Raw genomic sequence first — 24858 nt, forward strand, 5'->3', positions numbered from 1 at the left:
TAGTTTTTTACTGGTTGTTTATTTGAAATCAAAGTTCATTACTTTGAAAGACATGGTAGATGAGCTACCGCCGGCAGCTTTAGCATAGATTCCAACTGTACATTCTCCTCCTGTTACGTTGACTTGCATGGAATTCTCTTTCCAGCCACCGCCAGGTAATGTCATTTTTTGTTGTGTTTCGTTTCCATTCTTATCAATCGCAATGAAATAAACTCCGTCAGTGGCTGCTGAATTTCCCGGATAACCGGCTGCCTGACAAGATAATATGTATACTCCATCGGACAGATTTGTAAGTTTTTGGGTAACCCTGCCTTCAAATCCGCTTGTTGCGGAGAGGTTGTTTTTAAGATAATAAGCTCCTACGGGTGATCCTGCTGCAATGTATGTGTCAGTAGCCAGTCCAAATAGGCCGGTTGTACCGCTTGTTGTCCAATGTTCCATGCTGTTATTGAGGAAAGAACCGTTTTGTAATATTGCATCACCACTTTGTTTCACGATGATTGTTACGCTGGGAAAATCTCCACTGGGATGTATCGTTATTGAAGTTCTTCGTTGGGTGACATCATTAGGAGAAGCTGTCAGTTTGAAGCCGTTGGGGGTAATATCACTTATACTACACCAAGTGTCAATTGGCGGATCTACTGTATAATCTATATTTGTGGTAAGAGTCACATATAGTTCGCCGCCGGCTTGTGCAAATGTTTTATTCAGCTCCTCATCCGCTATTGAAAAGTTAGGCTCGCCTTGTTCTTGCGTGACTTTGATAATGTAGAAAGGATACCCTACGGCAGCCACAACAATGTCGGCATTTCTTGTTGTTGCCAATGTATTTGTATGGACTGAAAAGAAGAAACCATCTTCTGCCTTTTCTCCGATGGTACACCATGACTCGGAAGACATAGGTACATAATTGTCAGTGGAAATTACGGGTATGAATATTTCGTCACCACTTTTTTTTACAGTCAGGTTTTGTGCACTATCCACTTGGAATATTTTTCCGGATAGTTCATTGTCTTCATCGCAACTAAATATGATTAGTGCGAATGTGACTATCATTGATATTTTCAAAAACTGTTTCATGATGCAGATATAAATAAGGTTATATATTTTATTTTGCAAATGCTCCCAAATAGCCGATTCCTTGAACCGGATTTCCTTCAAAATCGGTATCGGCCATTCCGTCAAACAATACTCCATCCGTGAATGCTTTGGGCTCGGTTGCCCGGAATTTCAGGGCTTGGTTGAAACCATTGGCTGAAACAGGTGCATTAATTTTCGGATCATAACGGAGTGGGGATGAATCTACCATAAAGGAACTGCCCACATGGAAAAACAGATTGTTTTCGAATGAATACTTCTCCATGTTGTGCAGGTCTATTTTTCCTGTACAGGGAGTCATTGACACAAATATATTATTTCGATATGAAATGTCATGAGACTTTCCACCATTGGCCCAGTCGTCGGTAAAAATGATTACTGGAGTGGTTCCATTATCTAATACGATTGTATTATTATAAATGTCTGTCATTCCCACGTTACTCGAAACTGTCATCAGACTGCCGCGGTAGCTTCCGTCATTTTTGTAGAAAACGTTATTGCGGATAACCGTTCCGCTATGGTCTCCTTCCTTTATATTACACAGAAGAATACCGCCTCCTTTATTATGATGGACGTAATTGTATTGTACTAATGTGTTTTTACAGGCAATATCCACATCAAGTCCTTGACCGTCGGCACTGCCATGGGCCAGCCAAGTATAAGCTGCTTCATTATATTGCATGACGATATTGGTGCAGCTATAAGGCCAGAGTCCGGCACTTGCCTGTCCGTTCCGTCCAAGAAAGTTGGCATGGAAACAACGGTTATGATCAATATAGGACTCGGTTGACCCCATCAGAATCAGACCATCACCGCCACAGTAACTGAAATCATTACCTTGTATTACCACATTTTTTGATGGATACCAGTTTTGTTCGTCACTTATGTATTCATTGTTACCATTACCCGGTTTGTCACGTTGTCCCCATTTTCCTTGAATCAGGATCCCTGTACGGCATACTTGGCGAATTACGTTGTTGGTGATAAAGAGGTTCTCGTACCAGCTGGCACCCTGTTCTTTGGTTGTGGCGTTTTCGATGATGATACCACCGAACTCTTTATTGGAAAAACGGTTGCCTGGTGCTATTTTTTCTACGTCGATCGTTTCCGGATCTACATTTTCAAAGGGGGTGTCCCCAGCCCAGTTCACTTCTTCGATGAGGCAGCCTGTTATTTCTATGTTGAGGAAAGCGCCGGCACCTTTGAATTGGGTTTGTATACGGATACCACGTGTTCCGGTCTTATTTGTTACACGAATATTGCGAAAACGCATATTGTCATCTTGAATTAATACGGCTTGATCTCCAGTTCCGCTGATGGTAGGACGTTCTGTGCCTCCATAAATGTCCATAATAAACGGCTTGTCAGCGCTACCATTCAGATTTTTCAGAACCAGATTCTCTGCAAAAACAGAACCGCTTTTCAGTAAGACTTTCATTTTGGGAGTCTTGGTCATGTATGTAACCTTAGATAATGTTCTGAAAGGAGTTTCTTCACTCATTCCGTTATTTGTATCATTACCTGTATTGGCATCTACATAGTAAATGGTGTAATCGCTTTCGTCAATAGTGGAAATTGAGGGCGGAGTAATTATCTTGTCATAAGTCACCTCTATTGATTGATTGGGTTTGTTATCAATCGGATCATTGTTCCCTTCACAACTGTAGCAAGAACAGATGAACGCATATAGCCATATATATCTTTTCTTCATATTATTAACTTGATTATGGTAAAACATTAATTTGTATATCCCGGATTTTGCTTGACCACCCCTTCTGATTCGAGAATGTATTTGGAAGGTATGGCAAAACGTACTTTATGATTTGCCGACTGGCTATTGGGGAACATGGCCTTGGAATCGGAAACAAATACTCCATGGCGTATTTTATCTTGACGAGACAGACCTTCTGCCATGAATTCGTGTAACCGTTCGTAAAGGATGGCTTTATTGAAAGCTTCCTTGTCCGATGTTTGTGTATCAGTCAGTTTGGGCAGGTTTACACGATTGCGAATCTCATCGACGAGGTCGACAGCTTCCTGTGTCGGACCATTGTTGTTCATATTGATACATTCTGCTAACGACAGCATGACGTCGGCAAAGCGGTAAACAATCAAATCGACTGACGCAAATTCACCTCCGGTATAGGTGTGGTCATCCACTTTAATGATACCTGCAGCGTTGGCAAGGAATCCGTGCGTACGGTCGTTTGCCTCATTTGTGATGCTGGTGTAGGCAGTAACAATGGAGTTCAAACGGTCATCACCACTTTCAAAAGTATCGTAGAAATCCCAGTTCATACCAAAGGTAAACCAGCACTGTCTGTCCTCGCGATAGCGTACCGGCCAAAATTGAATGATACTTCGGTTTTGCATTCCATCCGCAAGTCCGCATGGAATGGCATGTATGATCTCTTTGTTTTTGACATTGTATTTGTTGAAGATGTCTCTGTATTTGCCTTTTTCCATCAAATCATACGTGGTTCCGCGATAGCTGTACAGTTCTCTTGCTATTTTTTCGGCTTCTGTATAATTTTTGTCTATCATGTGGAATTTAAGTTTTAGCATCAATGCCAGTCCCTTGGATACCCGCCCCCAATCGTTGTCTTGTCTGATGGGGAGTTCAGTGATGGCATCATCCAAATATCTGTGCATAATAGCCGTGTATTCAGCATCACTCAAACGGGGAATAAGTATTTTTTCATTCGGATTAGCTAATGCTTCTTCTGTAACCAATGGCACAGGACCGAATAGGTCATAAAGAATGAAGCCAATCCATGCGTAAATACATTTTGCTTCAGCGACGGCTTTCGTTTTAAGCTTGTCGGTGATAGGAGCGTTTTCTATGCGTTTGATAGTCTCCAATACAGAAGTAAGTTTGTTATATTGTGAGTACATCCGTTCGGCGAAATCCTTGGCATATCCTGCGGGTGCATTCTCTTCCCAGCGATGTTCTTGATATTGTGGATAGCCTGTAGCGGTAGTCCAGCGGCTGGCTAATGTACCTGAAGTGAAGTCCGATGCTACTTGATAACTGTATTGGTCGACTCCGTAGAAACTGCCGTATCCCATCCGGAATGGTCCGTAGTACAATCCTGCAAGCGCTTTATTCACATCGTCTTCGTTGCGGAAAAAGTTCTCAGGATAGATTTCATTGTATGATTCCCTTTCGAGCGTACATGCTTCCATTGAAAGGATTATCGAAGCAATTGCTATTATGAATTGTATTTTTGTTTTCATGATGATAAGGATTAAAATTTAATATCCACACCGACAGTGAAGGAACTGGTACTCGGATACGTGTACGCATCGTATTCAGGATCGTAACCTTTGTAAGGGGTTAATGTCAGAATGTTTTTCATAGATGCGTAGAAACGTACAGACTGCAAGACTTTTTTTGTGATACTTTTAGGAAGCGTGTAGCCTAACGTAATATTGTCCAACCGGATAAACCATGCCTTTTCCATAAAGTAGTCGGCATACCCTAAACTCGATGACGTGTTTTGGGTGAAAGCCGGAATGGCAGATGTGGTATTGTTAAAAGTGAATCGATCGTTGAAATAAGGTGATGTATTGGTGCCTTCATAAGGACCATAAGCGATGTTCACCAGATAGTCAGTGTTTTTATAATGATTGAACTTACCATACATATGAATGCTCAAGTCGAAATTCTTGTATGAGAACGTGTTCGTCCAACTGACTGGTATCGGTGTCTTGTTGTGAATAACGACGAGGTCGGCATTGTCGATTTTTCCGTCCGGTTCACCCAAATACATCGGACGACCGTCGGCATCTCTCATTATGCTGCCGTCTGCATCGTATAAATAGCCGTTAATATCTTTGATCTTAATGGCACCGGGAAGGGCGCCAGGCATATGAGGAACAGTTTCACCTGGCATGATTAACCCGTCTGAAAGATAACTCCAGACATCGTTCCAATCAACATTACGGGCGGGAGTGTTAATGTCGAGCACTTCAGAAGGATCCCGTTTTGAGGTAAAGTCGCGATAATAAGTCAGTGTAAACTGACTGCGCCAGTTGAATCCGGATTTGGTGGCTACGGTTCCATAAAGTGAAAGGTCAACTCCTCGTGTGTTGTCTATTCGTTGGGTGTTATAATTTAATGTATTGATTTCATGATATGACATCAGGCTTTTTGTACCGATGCGATCCCTGATTTTCCGCTCATAGATGTCAATAGTACCACCGAACTTATTATTGAAGAATCCGAAATCCAAACCGATATTGATGTCTTGCTGTGATTCCCATGATAAATCAGGGTTTCCGAGTACAGAGAGTGCTACACCACTTGTCAATTTGTTATTGAAATAGTAATCTTTTCCCGGAGTATAATAAGTGCGGGTACCAGTCAGACTTCCGGCATATCCGGTGATACCTGCCCCCAATCGAAGTTTTAAATTTGATAGCCATTCAATCGGTTTCATAAACGATTCTTCATTCATACGCCAGGCAACAGATACGCCACCAAAATTACCCCATTGTTTATTGGCGGCAAAATTGGACGAACCATCCCTACGGAAATTGGCGGTCAGCAAGTAACGGTCTTTATATGTGTAATTCAGACGTGCGATGAAAGATGCGTTTTGGTCTGTGGTCTTTGAAGAGGATGCAATCGGTTTTTCGTATGTACCAAGATCGAGGTTATGCCATTTAACTCCATCATATGGAAATCCGCGGTTTTCACCACTCAGGCTTTCCGATACCACTTTCTGATACTCCCAACCTGCCATCAATGTCAAAGCATGGTCATTGGCAAATGTCTTGTTGTAAGTGGCGGTTGTATTGATGTAGTAGTTTGACAAATTGTTCTCATTGATTTTGGCGATTCCTCCATTGGCATTGATACCTTCTTGAGTAGTCATAGGAAAATATGCCCCGGTACTGGCAAATTTCCGGTCATAACCTACGGTTGTTTTCACTACCAAACCTTTAACTGGCATAATATCCAGAAAAGCGGAAGTCAGAAGATTATCTTTCTTGGTTAGCATGGTAGCATCCAGTATGGATGCGGGATTTTGAGCCAGGCCGTAGATTCTTCCGAGAGCATAATTCCCATTTTCGTCTCGTATCGGAATCGTGGGGTCATATTTGCGGGCTGCCATGAAAAGAGTTGTTGAACCTGACTTTCCCGATATGGGTACATCATTCGATTTTATATGTGAATAAGAGACCGTTATCCCTCCTTTGAAATATTTGCTGAATGTCTGGTCAAGGTTGATACGCCCTGATGTCCGGCTGTAATCGTTGTTCTTAACAATCCCGTCATTGCCCATATATCCTAATGAGATGAGGTAGTTGGATTTCTTGCCACTGCCACTGACTGAAAGATTGTAATCCTGTATTTGCCCGTTTCTTGTCACAGCGTCATACCAATCGGTTCCTCCTGTGAAATTCTGAATCTCATCCCAGCTATAATTCCATGTTTTTCCGGCAGCCTCATATCGGCGGCGCATTTCGTTAATATCTTCTGAAGGCGGAAGATTTCCCCATGGGTAATATCCGTTGGATTGCATCCATCGTTCAAGTTGAGAGTCGTTGGAAGCGACCATATATTCCTTGGGATTCATAACTTCCGGTTTTTCCGCAATCCACTGGCCTGTATAGGACGCTTTGAAGGAAACATTCACTTTCTCGTCCGTCGACCCGCGTTTGGTGGTAATTAGAATGACGCCTCCGGCTGCACGGGAACCATAGATTGAAGTGGCACTGGCATCTTTCAAGACTTGGATATCCAAAATATCGTCAGGGTTAATATTATCGAGTACGCTTTCCTTGTCACCTTTCCCGAAGTTAAGTCCCGGATCAGGTTCCCACATGGTGCTGACTGGTACACCGTCCACAACAATCAACGGTGAAGCGCCGGCTGCTGCACCACGGATTTGCATCCAAACGGCGGCACCTGGCTGACTGCTGGTTTGTGTGAAAGACATACCTGCTACCTGTCCTTTTAGCGCCTGTCCTAAAGTGGTAGAACCGATTTGAGGCATTTCTTCTCCTTTGATGGAAGAGATGGAACCTGTTAGATCTCTTTTTCTTTGAGCTCCGTATCCGATGACTACTACTTCATCGAGTGTTTGAGTATCAGGAACCATGTTGACTTTCAGATTTTGCTGGTCTTTTATTTTCTGTTCTTGAGTGAGATACCCAAGATATGAGAATACTAGTGCAGAACTAGGATTTACGTCGATGGTGAACTTACCGTCAATATCCGTAGTCGTACCTTTAGATACTCCCTTAACCTGTATTGATACCCCGATGAGAGGTTCATTATTCTCGTCTACTACTACTCCCGTCAACTTTTTATCTTTTTCCTGCCTTATGGGGATGATAGCAAAGGTATTTCCACTTCGTTTGAAAGTTAGGGACATCGGGGACAATACCTTATTCAGAAAAGTTTCCACGGGCATTTGACTGGCCGTAATAGTCACTTTTTTTTCTTTTGTCAGGTTTACGTCCCGATACGTAAAGCGGTAGATTGTTTTGTTTTCTATTTGATCTAATACCTCTTGGAGACTTACATTCTTGACCGATAGAGTAATCTCTTTGTTTTGAGCATGCAGATTCGTCGGATGAATGACTAAAATGAGAAGAAAACTAAACAAGATTAGATAATTATTGCTACATTTGTAGCGATAACTTTTCTTAAGATAAAAATTATCCATCATATTAAATATTAAGGTTGATACTAAAAACTATTTGCAAGTTTGTATTGACTATGGAACCGGAGAGTCTGCCAACTTTTCGGTTCCAATTTTGTTAGGGTGCTCTTTCTTTCATATCTGTTGTTTTTAGGGTGATTACTTCATTTTTATCAGGATTTTACCATTTCTCTCAGTGTAGGTAAATTGATAGTGCATCTGTAAGAGTCTTAGTACTCCATGGATATATTCTTCTTTAAAACTACCGGTAAAAAGGTCGGTGTTATATTTGTCACCGGATATCTGAATATCGATTCCGTAGCGTTTCTTCAACTTTTCTATGATATCAGAGAATTTAGCGGAACGGAAAACTAATTCTCCCCGTGTCCAAGCTGTTTCAAAGTGTCCTGTGGTTTGTAGAGTGGATAGTTGGTGATTCTTCTTTGAGTAAATTACTTTTTGGTTAGGTTTCATAATGACAGAATGCTGGCTGTTGTTCTTGGTAGTCAGTTTGACTGAACCCTCTATTAGCGTTGTTTCTACTTCGCTCTGATCCGGATATGAGCTGACATTGAACTTTGTGCCCAAAACTTCAATCTCTACTTCGTCAGTATGTACATGGAAAGGCTTTTCTGCATCTTTGGCTACTTCGAGATAGGCTTCTCCTGTCAGGTATATGTCTCTTTGGTTTAATCCGAAATCACTGGGATAGGAGAGGGAAGTGGCCGCATTCAGATACACCTTTGTACCATCTGGGAGAGTGATTGATGCTTTTTCTCCACTTTCCACTTGAATAGCTAGTTGCTGACCGATAAATTTATTCAGTTCATCGTTGGTTATATATAAGTGAATCTGTATACCTATAAGTAAAGGTATTGTAATGACTGCCGCCACTTTTGCTATAAATAATAAGGTACGTCGTATGGGCGATTGAGACTTGATGGAAAGTTTTCTTGCTATTTGTTCAAAAGTTACAGGTGAAGTAGCTTTTGTTTCATATTGTTCCCATATATCGGACATTGCCTGTTTTAATTCTTGGTCTGATAATTCCGAAACAGACTTTTTTAGCATTGTTCGTTCATCTGGAGTGATACTCTCATTGACGAATTTATTTAATAGACTATTTATATGTTTTTCCATGTAATAACTTTGTTGTTCTATAAGTTAATACGAGAGCAACTAAAAAGTCTACTATGGGAAAATGATTTTTTTTCGGTCTTATTCGAAAAAGATGGAGAAAAGAAGAATAAGAGTGTCTCCCATTTCTTTTTTTAGAATACGGATTGCCGTTGAAAGCTGGTTGTAAATAGTTTGTTCACTGATGTTTAGCTTGTTGGATATTTGTGGAGTTGTCATTCCCATCTCTTTGCTCAATTCGAAAATTTCTTTTTGACGGTTCGTCAGTTTTTCTTTTGCTTTATTTAAACGTTCAATAAATAAATCAAAATCAAGCTTTTGTTCAACGGAAGATGGATTGCTTATCTGTAAATTGTCAGAATAATCCAGGTAGTTTTCAAATATAGGATCATTGAGGCGTTTGCGGAATTCATCAATAATTAGGTGGTGTGAAATTTTAAATAGATAGGATTTAAAAGATTGGTTAGGGTCAATATTCTCACGGTTAGTCCATACTTTGATAAATGTATCTTGCACAATATCTTTGGATAATTCATGAGAACGGGTTAAACCAAATACGAATCCGTATAGATTACCGGCATATCTATTATATATGATTTTAAAATCATTATAAGAGCCATACCGTAATCTTTCTATGTGTTTTTCAGTCTCCATTTTTAGTGTATCCATATTCTTAAAAGCAAAGTTACTGAAATATTTCATAGAAATACTTATCTTTGTTACTCGTTTTTTAGTTTGAACTTTAATTGGAATGTACAACGATGAAAATAGGAGATAAAGTACGCTTTCTCAGTGAGGTAGGCGGTGGAATTGTAACAGGATTCAAAGGAAAGGATTTTGTTTTGGTTGAAGATGCGGATGGATTCGATATTCCTATGCCGATACGTGAGTGTGTAGTGATTGAAACAGATGACTATAATATAAAACATAAGTCGAGCACATCGGCTCCGAAACCGCAAGAACCTGTGAAACCGTCAAAACCGGAAATGCCCGTTATACAACGTCAGCCGGAAGTGCGCGGGGGAGATACCTTGAATGTGTTTCTTGCGTATGTACCCGAAGATGCAAAGGCGATGATGACTACCCCCTTTGAGACTTATCTGGTAAATGATAGTAATTACTATTTGTATTATACTTATCTGAGTGCGGAAGGAAAAGCATGGAAGACCCGTTCGCATGGTCTGGTAGAACCCAATACAAAATTGCTGTTGGAAGAATTCACGAAAGATATATTGAATGAAATGGAGCGGGTAGCCGTTCAACTAATCGCATTCAAAGATGGTAAGACTGCAGCTCTCAAACCGGCTGTCAGCGTGGAGATACGCATTGATACTGTGAAGTTCTATAAACTACATACATTCAGCAATTCCGATTTCTTTGAAGAACCTGCATTGATTTATGACATTGTGAAAGATGATATGCCGGCCAAGCAAGTCTATGTTTCGGCAGAAGAAATTCAAATTGCTTTGTTGCAAAAGAAAACGACAGATAAAGCGAAGTCACAACCTATCGTGAAGCCTAATCATGCTTCCGGTGGAAAGAATGGGATTGTTGAAATAGACCTTCACATTGATTCTTTATTGGATGATACGCAAGGTATGGGTAATACTGAAATACTAAATTATCAATTGGATAAGTTTCGCGAAGTAATGGAAAACTATAAGAATAAACGCGAACAGAAAATTGTATTTATTCATGGCAAGGGCGATGGAGTGCTTCGGAAAGCTATCCTTGATGAGTTGAAACGGAAGTATAGCAGTTGTCGTTATCAAGATGCTTCTTTTCAGGAATATGGATTCGGGGCTACGATGGTGACAATTAAATAATGTTTTGTCGATAAATGGTACTTGCCATGAATAAAAAGAAAGGGTGGAAACCGATTATCAGTTTCCACCCTTTTTCTCTCTCTTGTATATTAATCGTTTTTACTTATTCAATTCAATACCTTTGTTCATCAAGGTAATGTTCATCAAAGCAGCATACTTGGCATATTGTTCAGCACTGAGTGTCTGTCTCATCAGTTTCAAGTTACCATAAACAGCATTGCGTAATTTAGCTTCTTTATCTTTCTTTGCTGTTGTGGCTTTTGACATCTGTGTAGAGAAGTAATCGCAAATGTTTGCTACTTCTTCGCTTTGAGCAGAGTTCAGATTTAAATACTTACCTAGTTTACTTACATTGATGTTACCTTCCCATTTTGCAGTTGTAGGCTGATTTCCAGCTGCGAATGTTGTAGCAGCAAGGCAGAGCGCTGCCACTAATGTTAATCCTAAACGTTTCATAATACCTACTTTTTTAATTGTTATACCTAAAACTATTCCTAAAAACAAATCTAATACCTATTGAAAATTCTGTCTAAGCGCTTAATTTTTTCTTTTTACCTATGCAAATATAGGAATATGTTTTATAACACAAAAATAAAGAAAAGGAAAAGATTCTATTTAGGTTGATTTCTTGATGTAAATCAAGAGTAGATGTGCTTTTTGATACAAAAATGCCTTTTTATGAAACGTTTTTGTAATACGTGTGCGGAAACGATGATTGAACTTTATCTTGTTTTAGGATTTATTGCTATTAAAATGATATTGAACAAAGGAATGTAACCAGGAAAGGAACACTGAAATCGACAACAAAACCATGAAAGATGGAAATGATTACAAACTCCTTTCCAGAGTATCGTGTAATGATAGGAAGAGTTGTATCCATAGTCGTAGCTCCACCAACGGAGATGGGGGCAAGTTTTCCGAAAGACTTCACTAGCAGCGGGGCACATAGTAAAGCTATGATTTCACGCATGATATTGGAAAGCAATGCGATAGTTCCCAGTTCCGGGCCTTTGTATTCAGTGATAAAAATACTGGAGAGCGAATAATAACCGAATCCAGCTCCTACAGCCATACAGTCCAAAGCACCCCGTTGGCTCATAAAAGCTCCGGCTACCGCGCATCCCGCTAATGTACCGAGTATCGTCATGATAGGAAGAAATACAAGTCGGGGATTCAGTGAGCGGAAACTTTTCAACGTGTTCGGGTCGTTACCGATACTGATACCTACACAGAACATCAGTCCGCAGAGGGCATAATAACTGAGTTTGCTGTCGGTGAAATCATATGGGATGAGATGATAAACTCCGCAGAGAGTACCAATAATGAAGAAAGAGACAATAATCAGACTACCTTTCATGCTTCTGTCTCCTTTCCTCTATTCCTTATATATAATAGATACCATAGCCCCCATGCGCATAAGGTACTTCCTATGACAGCGGCCAGAGTGATGATGACAGCTTCCAGTCCGAGCGTGGGCAGTCCTTTGATGATGGTTTCGTTTCCGCCTACATCAATTCCGAGCAGGAATAGCAGCGTCCATATAAGGAAAGTAATGATTTTGTGTATCCATGTCAACCGTTTGTTGCGTAGAAGATAGCCAATAAGCATACCCGTCAGCATGATTCCGATGATAATAAACATAGTTCGTACGTATTTTTGGTTGCAAAGATAATTGAAAATGTACGTTCGCGCCCTTCTTTAGGGTAAAATAAGTATTAAAGAACTGTTTGGTTGGAAATAATCGGATTTATTAATATATTTATTGCGGCAATTAATATCTTGTTTGATGCGGAGATTAAAACTATATCATCTGTTTTTTATCAGTACGTTAAAAATAAACGTTCCGCTATCCTTGTTGGCCTGTCTGCTCATATCAAAAGGTGATTGGACTATATATTTTGACGCCCTTCCGTATATGTTGGGCGGGGTAGGAGTTATAACGAGCCTGCTTTACAAAGAAGTCATGGAAAAAGAAGCTTATTATTTTTATTATAATTCCGGTATTCCGAAAAGGAATTTGATAGTCTTTACATTTATTGTTTATTGGTTCATCCTTTGGATTATAAGATTATGCGTCATCAGCTTGAGATAGATAGTGTTATCAAAAACTTCGGCACCAGGCAGTTGCTGACAGATGTTTACCTGAAGATAAATACGGGTGACATTGTTGGACTGTTCGGCAGGAATGGTACGGGAAAGTCTGTGCTTATGCAAATCATTTTCGGGACAATGAGAGCCGACCGAAAATTTATCCGCTTGGATGAAAGTAAAATACTTCCGGTTCCTTATCAGTCTCCCGGAGTAATTGCTTTTCTGCCACAGGGCGGTTATCTTCCCAGGCATCAGAAGATAAGGCAATTGGTAAGCTACTACCTGAACGAAAAGGAAGCTGATGACTTCTACAAAGACGATGAAGTGGCACAATCGTGTATGGAACGGCGCGTATCACAACTCTCCGGCGGAGAACGTCGCTATTTGGAAGCTAAGTTACTGCTATTTGGTAATGCAAAGTTTGTATTACTGGACGAACCGTTCGATTACCTCTCTTTCCATTTGGCGGATAAGTTGATAGAACAAATCAAAATACATTCCGCAGACAAAGGTATTGTGATTACTGACCATAACTATGAAAAAGTGTTGGAAGTAGTAACCCGGCTCACTCTGATTCGGGATGGTGCACTGATGGAACTTACCGATAAGCGGGGATTGGTGGAGCAGGGTTATCTTTTAAGTTTATGATACTGGATATAAATGGCCATGGCTTGCCGTTTGTTTTATTAATCTACCCAAAGCAAATCACTCATTATACTGTCAGAAATGAAAATACCTTCGCGGGTCAGGCGCAAGGCGCCATCGTGCACTTCCAGTTTTCCATTTTCCAGATAAGGTGCAGCCATCTTCCGGCAGTATTCCCATAGCTCATGGCCGAATGTCTGTTGCAACTTTTCTATGGGAGTGCCCCATGCAGTACGTATCGTAGTGATGATAAATTCATTATAACGGGTAACCAGATCCAAGTGCTCGATTTCAAAAGCACGTTGGTTTTCCTCTATACCTTTTATATATAGGTCGATGGAGGAAACATTCCATTCCCGTGTCATTCCGTTGAAAGAATGTGCCGATGGGCCACAGCCCAGGTAAGAGATACCCTGCCAATATGAAGTGTTGTGGCGAGAGTATTTACCGGGGCGGCAGAAATTAGAAATTTCATAATGCTCGAACCCTGCTTTCTGCAAATGCTCTATCAGTAACGTAAAGAACTCCAGGCTTGAATCTTCGTCCACTTCGGATATCTGATGCTGTTTAAGCATCTTATATATAGGTGTATCTTCTTCGTAAATCAAATGATAGGCAGAGATGTGTTCCACATCCAGCGCGATAGCCTGTCGGAGATCGTTCTCCCAGCGTTCTTTTGTTTCGCCCGGCAGTCCGTATATAAGGTCAATGCTGATATTGCGGAACCCAGCTTGCCGGCATCTGCTGACGGCTTCAATGGCAGTGCGGGCATTGTGGCGGCGTTTCAGCAACTTGAGCGTGTTGTCATCGAAAGTCTGTATCCCCATGCTAAGACGGTTGAAAGGGAGAGAAGAAAGCATTTCCAGATATTCGGATGTCAGGTCGTCGGGATTGGCTTCCAAAGTGATTTCCTGGCAATGGCTCAGTCCATAATGCGTCCGGATGGTTTCAAATATCAGTTCAAAATCGTCCTTTTCCAGTTGCGATGGAGTTCCGCCACCGAAATAAATGGTTTCTATATCTTCTCCTTTCAGATATTCTTTCCGCATTTCCAACTCCCGGCAGAGCGCTTGTACGTAGCGTGATTTCAGTTCACTGCGTGTAGTTGAGTAAAAATCGCAATAGATGCAACGAGTCTTGCAGAAAGGGATGTGGAGATAAATACCTGCCATAGCTATGTCGTTTTGGATTTTGTGGCTGTAAAAGTAAGATTATTATCTGATATATCAAAAGACTGTTTACCAAATAACTTTGCTTCCATACTATTGTGAACTAAACGCTCTGCATTCGAGAAATATTTGTGCTATATAAACAGGTTGTCTGACACCCGGGTGTCAGACAACCTGTTCATGCAGCTTGAAAATAACTGAATAGCGTTAGAATTCAATTTATACTCAAGTAAAAAGGTTCACGATAAAGATGTGTTACATAACATTGTTTAGTAACACTACCGTAAGTGTTGCTTTTCCCCCAATTAATCCCTAATTTGCGCATCACAAAATTAATGGTATGTGAGAAACATACTGAGTAATTACTAAAATCTTATATATTATGAAAGTATATCAGACTAATGAAATCAAGAACATTGCCTTGTTGGGAAGTTCTGGCTCTGGGAAAACCACTCTCGTGGAAGCGATGCTTTTCGAGAGTGGTGTTATAAAACGTCGCGGTTCTGTTGCCGCTAAAAACACTGTTAGTGATTATTTCCCTGTTGAACAAGAGTATGGTTACTCCGTTTTCTCCACCGTTCTCCATGTAGAATGGAACAATAAAAAGCTTAATATCATTGACTGTCCGGGTTCGGACGACTTCGTAGGCAGTACAGTAACTGCATTAAACGTGACCGACACTGCAATTATCCTTCTCAATGGCCAATACGGCGTCGAAGTCGGTACACAAAATCATTTCCGATATACAGAAAAATTGAATAAGCCAGTTATTTTTCTAGTCAACCAGCTTGATAATGAAAAATGCGACTATGATAATATCCTTGAGCAATTAAAAGAAGCTTATGGCTCTAAAGTTGTTCCCATCCAATATCCTATCAGTACCGGGCCGGGCTTCAACGCTCTGATTGACGTGTTGCTGATGAAGAAATATTCATGGAAACCCGAAGGCGGTGCTCCCGTAATCGAGGATATTCCTGCTGAAGAAATGGATAAGGCGATGGAAATGCACAAAGCCTTGATAGAAGCCGCTGCTGAAAATGATGAAGGCCTGATGGAGAAATTCTTCGAACAGGAATCACTTTCGGAAGACGAAATGCGTGAAGGCATCCGCAAAGGTTTGATTGCCAGAGGTATGTTTCCGGTATTCTGCGTTTGTGGCGGTAAGGACATGGGTGTTCGCCGCTTGATGGAATTCCTGGGTAATGTTGTACCTTTTGTATCAGAAATGCCGAAGGTGCAGAATACAGATGGTAAGGAAGTAGCGCCGGACGTGAACGGGCCGGAATCCCTTTATTTCTTCAAGACAAGCGTGGAACCGCATATCGGTGAAGTATCTTATTTTAAAGTAATGAGCGGTAAAGTTCATGAAGGCGACGATTTGCTGAATGCCGACCGTGGTTCGAAAGAACGTATTGCGCAGATTTATGTGGTAGCCGGTGGCAATCGTGTGAAAGTGGAAGAATTGCAGGCCGGTGATATTGGCGCTGCCGTGAAACTGAAAGATGTAAAAACAGGTAATACACTGAATGGCAAGGATTGCGATTATAAATTCAACTTTATCAAATATCCGAATTCCAAATATACGCGTGCCATCAAGCCTGTGAACGAATCAGACGTGGAAAAGATGATGACCATCTTGAACCGTATGCGTGAAGAAGATCCGACATGGGTAATCGAGCAGTCAAAGGAGCTGAAACAGACTTTGGTGCACGGCCAGGGAGAATTCCATCTTCGTACATTGAAATGGCGTCTGGAAAACAATGAAAAACTCCAGATAAAATATGAAGAACCGAAGATTCCGTATCGTGAAACAATCACGAAGGCGTCTCGTGCAGACTATCGTCATAAAAAACAATCCGGCGGTGCTGGTCAGTTCGGTGAGGTTCATCTGATTGTGGAGCCTTATAAAGAAGGTATGCCTGTGCCCGAAACTTACAAGTTCAACGGACAGGAATTTAAGATTACCGTGAGAGGTACGGAAGAAATTCCACTGGAATGGGGTGGCAAACTCGTGTTTGTCAACAGTATCGTGGGTGGTTCTATTGATGCCCGTTTCTTACCTGCTATTATGAAAGGTATCATGGCTCGTATGGAACAGGGCCCGTTGACAGGTTCGTATGCCCGTGATGTACGCGTGATCGTTTACGATGGTAAGATGCACCCGGTAGATTCTAATGAAATCTCCTTCATGCTTGCCGGACGTAACGCTTTCAGTGAAGCGTTCAAGAATGCAGGCCCGAAGATTCTGGAGCCGATTTATGATGTTGAAGTGTTTGTGCCATCCGATAGAATGGGAGATGTGATGGGTGACCTTCAAGGACGTCGTGCCATGATTATGGGTATGAGTAGCGAAAAAGGTTTCGAGAAACTGGTTGCTAAAGTACCTTTGAAAGAAATGTCTTCTTACTCGACGGCACTTAGCTCGCTCACAGGCGGACGTGCTTCGTTTATCATGAAATTCTCTAGCTATGAGCTTGTTCCGGCAGATGTCCAAGATAAGTTAATTAAAGATTTCGAGGCTAAACAAACCGAAGAATAGTTCATAATCCTCTTAATAGTGTTAAAACCGCTTTCTTTTTTAAGTAAAAGAAGGCGGTTTTTGTTTAACTATGATTAATAAAGATGGAAAAACGCAAGGAGAAGATTTAATTTTTTATTAAATTTGCAAACCAAAGGAGGGTTTATATTGTTGTAGTAATCAGAATACGACCTTAATAACTCCTTTCGGTTAATTTCCGGGAAGTTCCGGTTAAATCAAGTTAATGCATTAGGAGTGTTAATTAGGGAGTGTTAATTTTGTTGCTATGAAGAAGTCAACAATTTGGATATTAGGTATTGTAATGGGGCTTTCTTTCCTCAGTCTGCTGTATTTACAGGTCAGTTATATAGAGGAAATGATGAAAACCCGGAAGGAACAGTTTGATTCGGCTGTACGCAATAGCCTGGATCAAGTTTCTAAGGATGTGGAATATGCAGAAACGCAACGTTGGTTAATTGAAGATGTTTCTGATGCTGAACGGAAAGCTTTGATTGAAAACAACGCTTCATTGCAGCAGAATGATTTGGTTCAGCAGACGCAGCGGTTTACGATGAAGTCTAAAGATGGAAAGGTATATACGGATTTTGAACTGAAAGTGATGACTACCAAACCATCCGAACTACCGAAAGCGATGATTTCTCCTTACAGGGGAACCAAAACGATTCCGGAAACCTCGCGTTCGTTGATAGAGGCTATCAAAAACCGATATATGTATCAGCGTGAATTGCTGAATGAAGTGGTTTGGCAGATGATTTATCGGGCAAGTGACAAGTCTATTGGAGACAGGGTACGTTTTGGAGACTTGAACGGTTACCTGAAATCGAACCTATATAATAATGGTATAGACTTACCTTTTCACTTTATGGTGATTGATAAGGACGGACGGGAAGTCTACCGTTGTGCGGATTATGACGGAAAGGGAAGTGATGAGTTCTATCAGCAGGCATTGTTCAAGAACGATCCACCTGCCAAGATGAGTGTACTGAAAGTGCATTTTCCGGGAAGAAGAGACTATCTTTTTGATTCGATCAGCTTCATGATTCCGTCGTTGATATTTACGATGGTACTGTTAGTGACATTCATCTTTACGATTTATATCGTATTCCGTCAGAAGAAGCTGACAGAAATGAAGAATGACTTCATCAACAATATGACACACGAATTTAAAACACCGATATCCACCATTTCGTTGGCGGCACAGATGCTGAAAGACCCCGCGGTGGGAAAATCTCCGCAGATGTTCCAGCATATATCGGGAGTGATAAATGATGAAACCAAGCGCTTGCGCTTTCAGGTAGAGAAAGTACTCCAAATGTCGATGTTCGACCGTCAGAAGTCGACTTTGAAGATGAAGGAGATTGATGCGAATGAACTGATAACGGGAGTTATCAATACATTTACCCTGAAAGTGGAACGGTATAATGGTAAGATAACATCGAACCTTGAGGCCACTGATCCTGTTATATTTGCAGATGAGATGCATATCACCAATGTAATCTTTAATCTGATGGACAACGCGGTGAAATATAAGAAACCGGAAGAGGATCTGGAGCTGAAAGTGAGAACGTGGAATGAATCGGGTAAACTGATGATTTCGATACAAGATAACGGTATCGGCATCAAGAAGGAAAACCTGAAAAAGATATTTGAAAAGTTCTATCGTGTGCATACGGGTAATCTGCACGATGTGAAGGGCTTTGGACTGGGATTGGCTTATGTGAAGAAGATTATCGTCGAGCATAAGGGAACCATCCGGGCGGAAAGCGACCTGAACGTGGGAACTAAATTTATTATTGCATTACCTTTATTAAAAAATAATTGATATGGACGAGAAACTGCGTATTTTATTATGCGAGGATGACGAAAATCTTGGCATGCTTTTAAGAGAATATTTACAGGCAAAAGGTTATTCTGCTGAGTTATTTCCTGATGGCGAAGCCGGTTATAAGGCTTTCTTGAAGAATAAATATGACTTGTGCGTGTTTGACGTAATGATGCCTAAGAAAGATGGCTTCACACTGGCACAGGATGTCCGTGCAGCGAATGCTGAAATTCCTATTATCTTCTTGACGGCTAAGACGCTGAAAGAAGATATTCTGGAAGGATTTAAGATTGGTGCGGATGATTATATCACCAAACCGTTCAGCATGGAAGAGTTGACATTCAGAATTGAAGCAATCCTGAGACGTGTTCGCGGAAAGAAGAACAAAGAAAGTAATATCTATAAGATTGGTAAGTTTACTTTCGATACTCAGAAACAAATTCTGGCTTCGGAAGGCAAGCAGACTAAGCTGACTACAAAAGAATCTGAATTGCTCGGATTGCTTTGTGCTCACGCTAACGAGATCCTGCAACGTGACTTTGCGTTGAAGACTATCTGGATTGACGATAACTATTTCAATGCCCGCAGTATGGACGTGTATATCACGAAACTGCGTAAGCACCTGAAAGAAGATGACTCTATCGAAATTATCAACATCCACGGAAAAGGCTATAAGCTGATTACACCGGAAGTTGAATCTTAATGAGATTACATTCGATAACTACAAATAAAAAATCCCGGAAACGTTCGTTTCCGGGATTTTTTATTGATTTCTACGAAATTAATCAGCGATCTTCTTATTGATAATGATATAAGAGATGAGTCCCAGTACTACCAGTACTACTGAGGTGCCCAGGATGGCGTTGTTGTTTACATTACCTGTAAATGAACAACCCAGCAGGATAACTACTCCGACCAAGATTAAAATCAATCCCAAGTTCTTTAATAAACTTTTCATGTGTGTGTATTTTAATAGATTATTATATTCCAGTCACAAATTAAAGCATAATTCTTTAACGGGCGAAATTATTTAAATAAAAAATCCATTATAAAGATGGTATTTAGTGGATTTTATGATTTAATGGGCTGTTTCTCTGCTTAATCCTTCGTGTTGAAGAAAACCTTTTTCAATACTTCCTGTCCGATGCTTAGTTCTTCAAGCGTAATGCCATGAAGTGCTTCCTTCAAAGTCTGCCCGGCGATGATACGTGCTTTCTCTTCCAGCTCTTTCCCGTCTTTGGTGAGGTGGATGAGGTTGGTGCGGCGGTCTTTTTTATCAGAGATGCGTACAACGAGATGTTGCCGTTCCATATTGTCAATCAAACGGGTCATGCTGGGTTTGTCCTTAAAAGTTGCATTACACAACTCTTGTTGCGTCACGCCGTCTTTTTCCCACAGGAAAATAAGTACAGTCCACTGCTCCGGACTGATTTCCAGACCGTTCTGACGGAAGTTACGGTACAGTTTACGGTTGATTGCCGCAGAAACCTTACCATTCAATATGGCAAAAATAAGCCGGATGTCGAAGTTGAATTGCTCTATCATGAAATTATTGTTTAAACAACTTTGCAAAGGTAAGCCACTTCTCGGATAATTCCTACATTCGGATACAAAAAAAGATTAAATGTTTGTAGTTCAAAATAAATTGTCTAACTTTGCACCCGCATTTAAAAATCAAAGATTTATTTATTTAATTAAACGAAGTATGAATCAATACGAAACCGTTTTCATTTTAACTCCCGTTTTATCTGATGTTCAGATGAAGGAAGCGGTAGAGAAATTCAAAGGTATTCTTCAAGCTGAAGGTGCTGAGATTATCAATGAGGAAAACTGGGGACTGAAGAAATTGGCTTATCCAATTCAGAAGAAGTCTACAGGTTTTTATCAGTTGATTGAGTTCAATGCAGATCCTACTGTAATTGACAAGCTGGAAATAAACTTCCGTCGTGATGAACGCGTAATCCGTTTCTTGACTTTCAAGATGGATAAGTATGCTGCTGAATACGCTGCAAAAAGAAGAAGTGTTAAATCAAACAAAAAGGAGGATTAATCATGGCACAACAAGTTCAATCAGAAATCAGATATTTAACTCCGCCGTCAGTAGACGTTAAGAAGAAAAAATACTGCCGTTTCAAAAAGAGTGGTATTAAGTATATCGACTACAAAGATCCTGAATTCTTGAAGAAATTCTTGAATGAACAAGGAAAGATCCTTCCGCGTCGTATCACAGGTACTTCTTTGAAGTTCCAACGTCGTATCGCGCAGGCTGTGAAGAGAGCTCGTCACTTGGCATTACTGCCTTATGTAACTGACATGATGAAATAAGAAGGAGGAAAAGTATGGAAATTATTTTAAAAGAAGACGTAGTAAACTTAGGATATAAGAACGATATCGTAAACGTGAAATCCGGATACGGTCGTAATTATCTGATCCCGACTGGAAAAGCTGTCATCGCTTCTCCTTCTGCAAAGAAAATGTTGGCTGAAGAACTGAAACAACGCGCTCACAAACTTGAGAAAATCAAGAAAGATGCTGAAGCTGCTGCTGCTAAGTTGGAAGGCGTAACTTTGACTATTGCAACTAAAGTTAGCTCAACTGGTACTATCTTCGGTTCTGTTGGTAACATTCAGATCGCTGAAGCATTGGCTAAGCTGGGTCACGAAATCGACAGAAAGATCATCGTTGTAAAAGACGCTGTGAAAGAAGTTGGTAACTACAAGGCGATAGTTAAACTTCACAAGGAAGTTTCGGTAGAAATTCCTTTCGAGGTAGTTGCTGAATAAGAGCAAATTTACTTCAATATATGAAAAGCGATTTGTTCTGAATGAATAAATCGCTTTTTTGTTTTTTTTGTTAATATTATGAAACTCAAGGGTTGTTTTCTGAAGAAGAGATTTTGGCTTCTGCTGATTACTTTAGGAATTGGCGGTACTCTTTATGCAAACAATGAATTGAAACTACTGACCGACTCTTTGCGTAGGGTGATAGATGAAAAACACATTTTTGTTCAGAAGAAAGAGGACAGAATCAACAGGATAAAGTGTATGTTGAAAAGTTCCGGTTTGACGCTTGAAGGAAAATATAGAATCAACCTCCGTTTATACGACGAATATAAGAAGTTTCATATCGATTCCGCCATTCATTATGTGGAAGATAATATTGAAATCTCCCGTAAACTGAATAAATCTTATTTGACGACTCAGTCGTCTTTGCATTTGAGCCTTCTATATTCAATGTGTGGCAGATTCAGGGAGGCGGAAATAATATTAAAAGGTATAGACTCTTCCACATTACCTAAAGATTTGTTGATTGCTTATTATGAAACTTATTCAAGTTTTTGGGGACATTATTCTATCTCAGTTGCTAACAATATTTACGGACAACAGCAGGCTGCTTATCAGGATTCACTGATTGCTCTCATCGATCATACCTCTTTAAGTTATAAAATGTCCCGAGCGTCTTATTATATATGGCGCGATACTTTGAGATCGAAAGAAATTTTTAAGGAACTGTTGGAGATTGAAGAGGTGGGAACGCCTAACTATGCTATGATTACTCATTCGTACTCCAGGTTGTGCAGACATCAAAAGAAATATGACGAGGAAAAGAAATATTTGATATTATCGGCTATTGCCGATACGCGTAATGCCACGAGAGAGAATGCTTCTTTACAGAACCTCGCATTGATACACTATGAAGAGAAAAAGTTGGCAGATGCTTTTAAATTTACCCAGTCTGCTATTGATGATGTCATTTCTTCGGGGATTCATTTCAGGGCAATTGAAATTTATAAGTTTAATTCTATCATTAATACTGCTTATCAGACAGAGCAGGCTAGATCCAGGTCAAATCTGACCACCTTTCTTATTTCTACGAGTATTATTCTGTTTCTTTTAGTCTTACTGGTGATATGTATCTATATTCAGATGAAGAAGATATTGAGGATAAAGCGGGCATTGGCGCAAAGTAATCAGGAACTTCTAAGGCTGAATGACAAGCTGAACAATATTAATAATCAACTGAATGATACAAATAATCAGTTGTATGAGATTAGTAATGTGAAAGAACATTATATTGCTGAATTTTTCGATGTGTGTTTTAGCTATATCAGTAAGATGGAGAAATATCAGAATGTGCTGTATAAGTACGCGATTAATAAATACTATGATGAATTGATTAAGAAATTGAAGTCTTCTGCACTTATTGATGAGGAACTAACCGCTTTGTATGCTCGTTTTGATAAAGTCTTTTTAGGGTTATATCCAACTTTTGTTGCAGATTTTAATGCTTTATTGAAAGATGGTGAGCAAATTGTTCTGAAACCGGATGCATTGTTGAATAGAGAACTTCGTATTTATGCTTTGTTGCGATTGGGAATTACGGACAGTGGTAAGATTGCTAACTTTCTCCGGTGCTCTACAAGTACGGTTTATAACTATCGCACACGAATGAGAAATAAGGCGGCAGTCGACAGGGATGAATTTGAGAATGAAATTATGAAAATAAATTCAACCCAAGAGAAATAATTGTTGTTATAAAGAAAAAAAAGATTCCAAATCATCTACATTTTTTAGACCTTCTTGAAAGGTTAAATATCTATATAATAGATATTTAACCTTGTTTTTTATCTACATAAAGTTATCTAAGCCGAATAAAATGTTGTTTATTTGGCTAGTTTTGCAGCATCGGTTTTCGGTTTATCTGCCGGATGGCGGGAATTGATAACCTATTGATTTTTTGTACTTAAATTCACTATGTTTTATGGACACGCAATCTTCAGTAGACACAAAAGTTAAGGTCGGTATCATCGGTTTCGGTAGAATGGGACGATTCTATTGGGAAGCGATGCGGAAAAGTGGGCGATGGGATATTGCTTATATTTGCGATACTAATCCGGAATCACGTCAGTTGGCTAAGGAAGTATCTCCGGAATCTCTTATAGTAGAAGACAATCAATGTATTTTTGAGGATGAAAGTGTGCAAGTTGTCGGACTTTTCACTTTGGCGGACTCACGAATGGGACAGATTGAAAAAGCCATTCGCTACGGAAAACATATCATTTCAGAAAAACCTGTTGCAGATACAATGGAGAATGAGTGGAAGGTTGTGGAAATGACGGAAAACTCAAATCTTATTTCTACCGTGAACTTGTATCTGCGCAATTCCTGGTATCATAATCTGATGAAGGAATATATCCAAGAGGGAGAAATAGGGGAGTTGGCAATCATCCGTATCTGCCATATGACTCCCGGACTGGCGCCGGGTGAAGGTCATGAATATGAAGGGCCGGCTTTCCATGATTGTGGAATGCACTATGTAGACATTGCCCGTTGGTATGCCGGATGCGATTACCGGACATGGAATGCGCAGGGAGTGAATATGTGGAATTATAAAGATCCCTGGTGGGTGCAATGCCACGGTACTTTTCAGAATGGCGTAGTCTTTGATATAACCCAAGGCTTTGTTTATGGACAATTGTCTAAAGACCAGACACATAATTCATACGTAGATATAATCGGAACGAAAGGGGTGGTGCGCATGACGCACGACTTCAATACTGCTGTGGTCGATCTGCATGGGGTGAATCAGACACTTCGGGTGGAGAAACCTTTTGGTGGCAAGAATATCGACGTATTATGTGACTTGTTTGCTGATTCGGTAGTGACCGGACAACGTAGTCCCCGCCTACCGCTATTGCGTGATTCGGCCATTGCGTCCGAATATGCATGGACATTCCTGAAAGATACACGTACGCATGATCTGCCGGCTATCGGTAATCTCCGTACGCTGGAACAAATTCGCGAAAGAAGAAGAAATATGAAAAATGGATATGGGTTGCTACACAGTAATCTTCCACAAATAACGAACCCTTAAA

At 40.3% G+C, this 24858-nt stretch carries 22 protein-coding genes; 10 read left to right on the plus strand and 12 right to left on the minus strand.

The features are described 5' to 3' along the window. Positions 1 to 18: 18 nt before the first annotated feature. The 6 genes from BQ7997_RS05110 to BQ7997_RS05135 all read right to left on the minus strand — a co-directional run bounded on the left by BQ7997_RS05110 (position 19) and on the right by BQ7997_RS05135 (position 9560). Positions 19 to 1056, minus strand: coding sequence for a BACON domain-containing protein (locus tag BQ7997_RS05110; RefSeq protein ID WP_159436745.1), 1038 nt, complete (start codon positions 1054 to 1056; stop codon positions 19 to 21). Between the two features lie 52 nt (positions 1057 to 1108). Then, a complete protein-coding gene (locus BQ7997_RS05115; RefSeq protein ID WP_159436746.1) occupies positions 1109 to 2809 on the minus strand; it encodes a right-handed parallel beta-helix repeat-containing protein in 1701 nt (566 codons plus the stop codon). A 26-nt stretch (positions 2810 to 2835) separates the two neighbouring features. Beyond that, positions 2836 to 4335 (minus strand): RagB/SusD family nutrient uptake outer membrane protein, encoded by a 1500-nt coding sequence (locus BQ7997_RS05120; protein WP_073344201.1) that lies wholly within the window; start codon positions 4333 to 4335, stop codon positions 2836 to 2838. Between the two features lie 11 nt (positions 4336 to 4346). Further along, positions 4347 to 7781 carry a TonB-dependent receptor gene (locus BQ7997_RS05125; protein ID WP_083589170.1) on the minus strand — a complete coding sequence of 1145 codons (3435 nt, stop codon included), beginning with the start codon at positions 7779 to 7781 and terminating at the stop codon, positions 4347 to 4349. 132 nt (positions 7782 to 7913) lie between these two features. Continuing rightward, positions 7914 to 8894 carry a FecR family protein gene (locus BQ7997_RS05130; protein WP_073344203.1) on the minus strand — a complete coding sequence of 327 codons (981 nt, stop codon included), beginning with the start codon at positions 8892 to 8894 and terminating at the stop codon, positions 7914 to 7916. Between the two features lie 78 nt (positions 8895 to 8972). Then, positions 8973 to 9560, minus strand: a complete 588-nt coding sequence (locus tag BQ7997_RS05135) for an RNA polymerase sigma factor (protein ID WP_159436747.1) — start codon at positions 9558 to 9560, stop codon at positions 8973 to 8975. Positions 9561 to 9652: 92 nt separating this feature from the next. On the opposite strand from BQ7997_RS05135, the gene BQ7997_RS05140 reads away from it, so the two are divergent. Then, complete coding sequence (locus tag BQ7997_RS05140; RefSeq protein ID WP_073344206.1) at positions 9653 to 10717, plus strand: DUF2027 domain-containing protein; 1065 nt, start codon at positions 9653 to 9655, stop codon at positions 10715 to 10717. Between the two features lie 99 nt (positions 10718 to 10816). Here the strand turns inward: BQ7997_RS05140 and BQ7997_RS05145 are convergent, their stop codons facing one another. The 3 genes from BQ7997_RS05145 to BQ7997_RS05155 form a co-directional block, all read right to left on the minus strand. After that, positions 10817 to 11173, minus strand: coding sequence for a hypothetical protein (locus tag BQ7997_RS05145; protein WP_044656705.1), 357 nt, complete (start codon positions 11171 to 11173; stop codon positions 10817 to 10819). A 292-nt stretch (positions 11174 to 11465) separates the two neighbouring features. Then, positions 11466 to 12074: a LysO family transporter gene (locus BQ7997_RS05150; protein ID WP_073344209.1), complete on the minus strand. Its 609-nt coding sequence runs from the start codon at positions 12072 to 12074 to the stop codon at positions 11466 to 11468. Further along, complete coding sequence (locus BQ7997_RS05155) at positions 12071 to 12358, minus strand: LysO family transporter (protein WP_073344212.1); 288 nt, start codon at positions 12356 to 12358, stop codon at positions 12071 to 12073. Before BQ7997_RS05155 ends, BQ7997_RS05150 begins: the two co-directional genes overlap by 4 nt. Positions 12359 to 12787: 429 nt before the next feature. On the opposite strand from BQ7997_RS05155, the gene BQ7997_RS05165 reads away from it, so the two are divergent. Continuing rightward, the gene (locus BQ7997_RS05165; RefSeq protein ID WP_073344218.1) at positions 12788 to 13456 is read left to right on the plus strand and encodes an ATP-binding cassette domain-containing protein; all 669 of its coding nucleotides are present in this window, start codon (positions 12788 to 12790) and stop codon (positions 13454 to 13456) included. A 38-nt stretch (positions 13457 to 13494) separates the two neighbouring features. On the opposite strand, the gene hemW is transcribed toward BQ7997_RS05165, so the two are convergent. Continuing rightward, on the minus strand, positions 13495 to 14625 hold the full coding sequence (gene hemW, locus BQ7997_RS05170; RefSeq protein ID WP_073344220.1) for a radical SAM family heme chaperone HemW: 1131 nt from the start codon (positions 14623 to 14625) through the stop codon (positions 13495 to 13497). A gap of 379 nt (positions 14626 to 15004) precedes the next feature. On the opposite strand from hemW, the gene BQ7997_RS05175 reads away from it, so the two are divergent. The 3 genes from BQ7997_RS05175 to rprY all read left to right on the plus strand — a co-directional run bounded on the left by BQ7997_RS05175 (position 15005) and on the right by rprY (position 19686). Continuing rightward, complete coding sequence (locus BQ7997_RS05175) at positions 15005 to 17161, plus strand: elongation factor G (protein ID WP_044654686.1); 2157 nt, start codon at positions 15005 to 15007, stop codon at positions 17159 to 17161. A 265-nt stretch (positions 17162 to 17426) separates the two neighbouring features. Beyond that, complete coding sequence (locus BQ7997_RS05180) at positions 17427 to 18983, plus strand: sensor histidine kinase (protein ID WP_044656166.1); 1557 nt, start codon at positions 17427 to 17429, stop codon at positions 18981 to 18983. Position 18984: 1 nt separating this feature from the next. Continuing rightward, positions 18985 to 19686, plus strand: coding sequence for a response regulator transcription factor RprY (gene rprY, locus BQ7997_RS05185; protein ID WP_024987200.1), 702 nt, complete (start codon positions 18985 to 18987; stop codon positions 19684 to 19686). Positions 19687 to 19764: 78 nt separating this feature from the next. On the opposite strand, the gene BQ7997_RS25665 is transcribed toward rprY, so the two are convergent. Continuing rightward, positions 19765 to 19941, minus strand: coding sequence for a hypothetical protein (locus tag BQ7997_RS25665; RefSeq protein ID WP_022140303.1), 177 nt, complete (start codon positions 19939 to 19941; stop codon positions 19765 to 19767). 140 nt (positions 19942 to 20081) lie between these two features. After that, a complete protein-coding gene (locus BQ7997_RS05190; RefSeq protein WP_005678715.1) occupies positions 20082 to 20528 on the minus strand; it encodes a MarR family winged helix-turn-helix transcriptional regulator in 447 nt (148 codons plus the stop codon). A 160-nt stretch (positions 20529 to 20688) separates the two neighbouring features. Here BQ7997_RS05190 and rpsF point away from each other — a divergent pair, with 160 nt between their 5' ends. From rpsF to BQ7997_RS05215, 5 genes are all read left to right on the plus strand, one after another. Beyond that, complete coding sequence (gene rpsF, locus BQ7997_RS05195; RefSeq protein ID WP_044656008.1) at positions 20689 to 21033, plus strand: 30S ribosomal protein S6; 345 nt, start codon at positions 20689 to 20691, stop codon at positions 21031 to 21033. 2 nt (positions 21034 to 21035) lie between these two features. Further along, entirely contained in the window at positions 21036 to 21308 is a 273-nt protein-coding gene (gene rpsR / locus BQ7997_RS05200) for a 30S ribosomal protein S18 (RefSeq protein WP_004307964.1), read from the plus strand. Between the two features lie 14 nt (positions 21309 to 21322). Beyond that, positions 21323 to 21766 carry a 50S ribosomal protein L9 gene (rplI, locus tag BQ7997_RS05205; RefSeq protein WP_044656007.1) on the plus strand — a complete coding sequence of 148 codons (444 nt, stop codon included), beginning with the start codon at positions 21323 to 21325 and terminating at the stop codon, positions 21764 to 21766. Between the two features lie 78 nt (positions 21767 to 21844). Next, complete coding sequence (locus tag BQ7997_RS05210; protein WP_022136933.1) at positions 21845 to 23509, plus strand: DUF6377 domain-containing protein; 1665 nt, start codon at positions 21845 to 21847, stop codon at positions 23507 to 23509. Positions 23510 to 23744: 235 nt separating this feature from the next. Continuing rightward, positions 23745 to 24857 (plus strand): Gfo/Idh/MocA family protein, encoded by a 1113-nt coding sequence (locus tag BQ7997_RS05215; RefSeq protein WP_022136934.1) that lies wholly within the window; start codon positions 23745 to 23747, stop codon positions 24855 to 24857. Position 24858: the final 1 nt, after the last annotated feature.

Origin of the sequence: Bacteroides congonensis (genome assembly GCF_900130125.1) — a bacterium.
Taxonomy (GTDB): domain Bacteria; phylum Bacteroidota; class Bacteroidia; order Bacteroidales; family Bacteroidaceae; genus Bacteroides; species Bacteroides congonensis.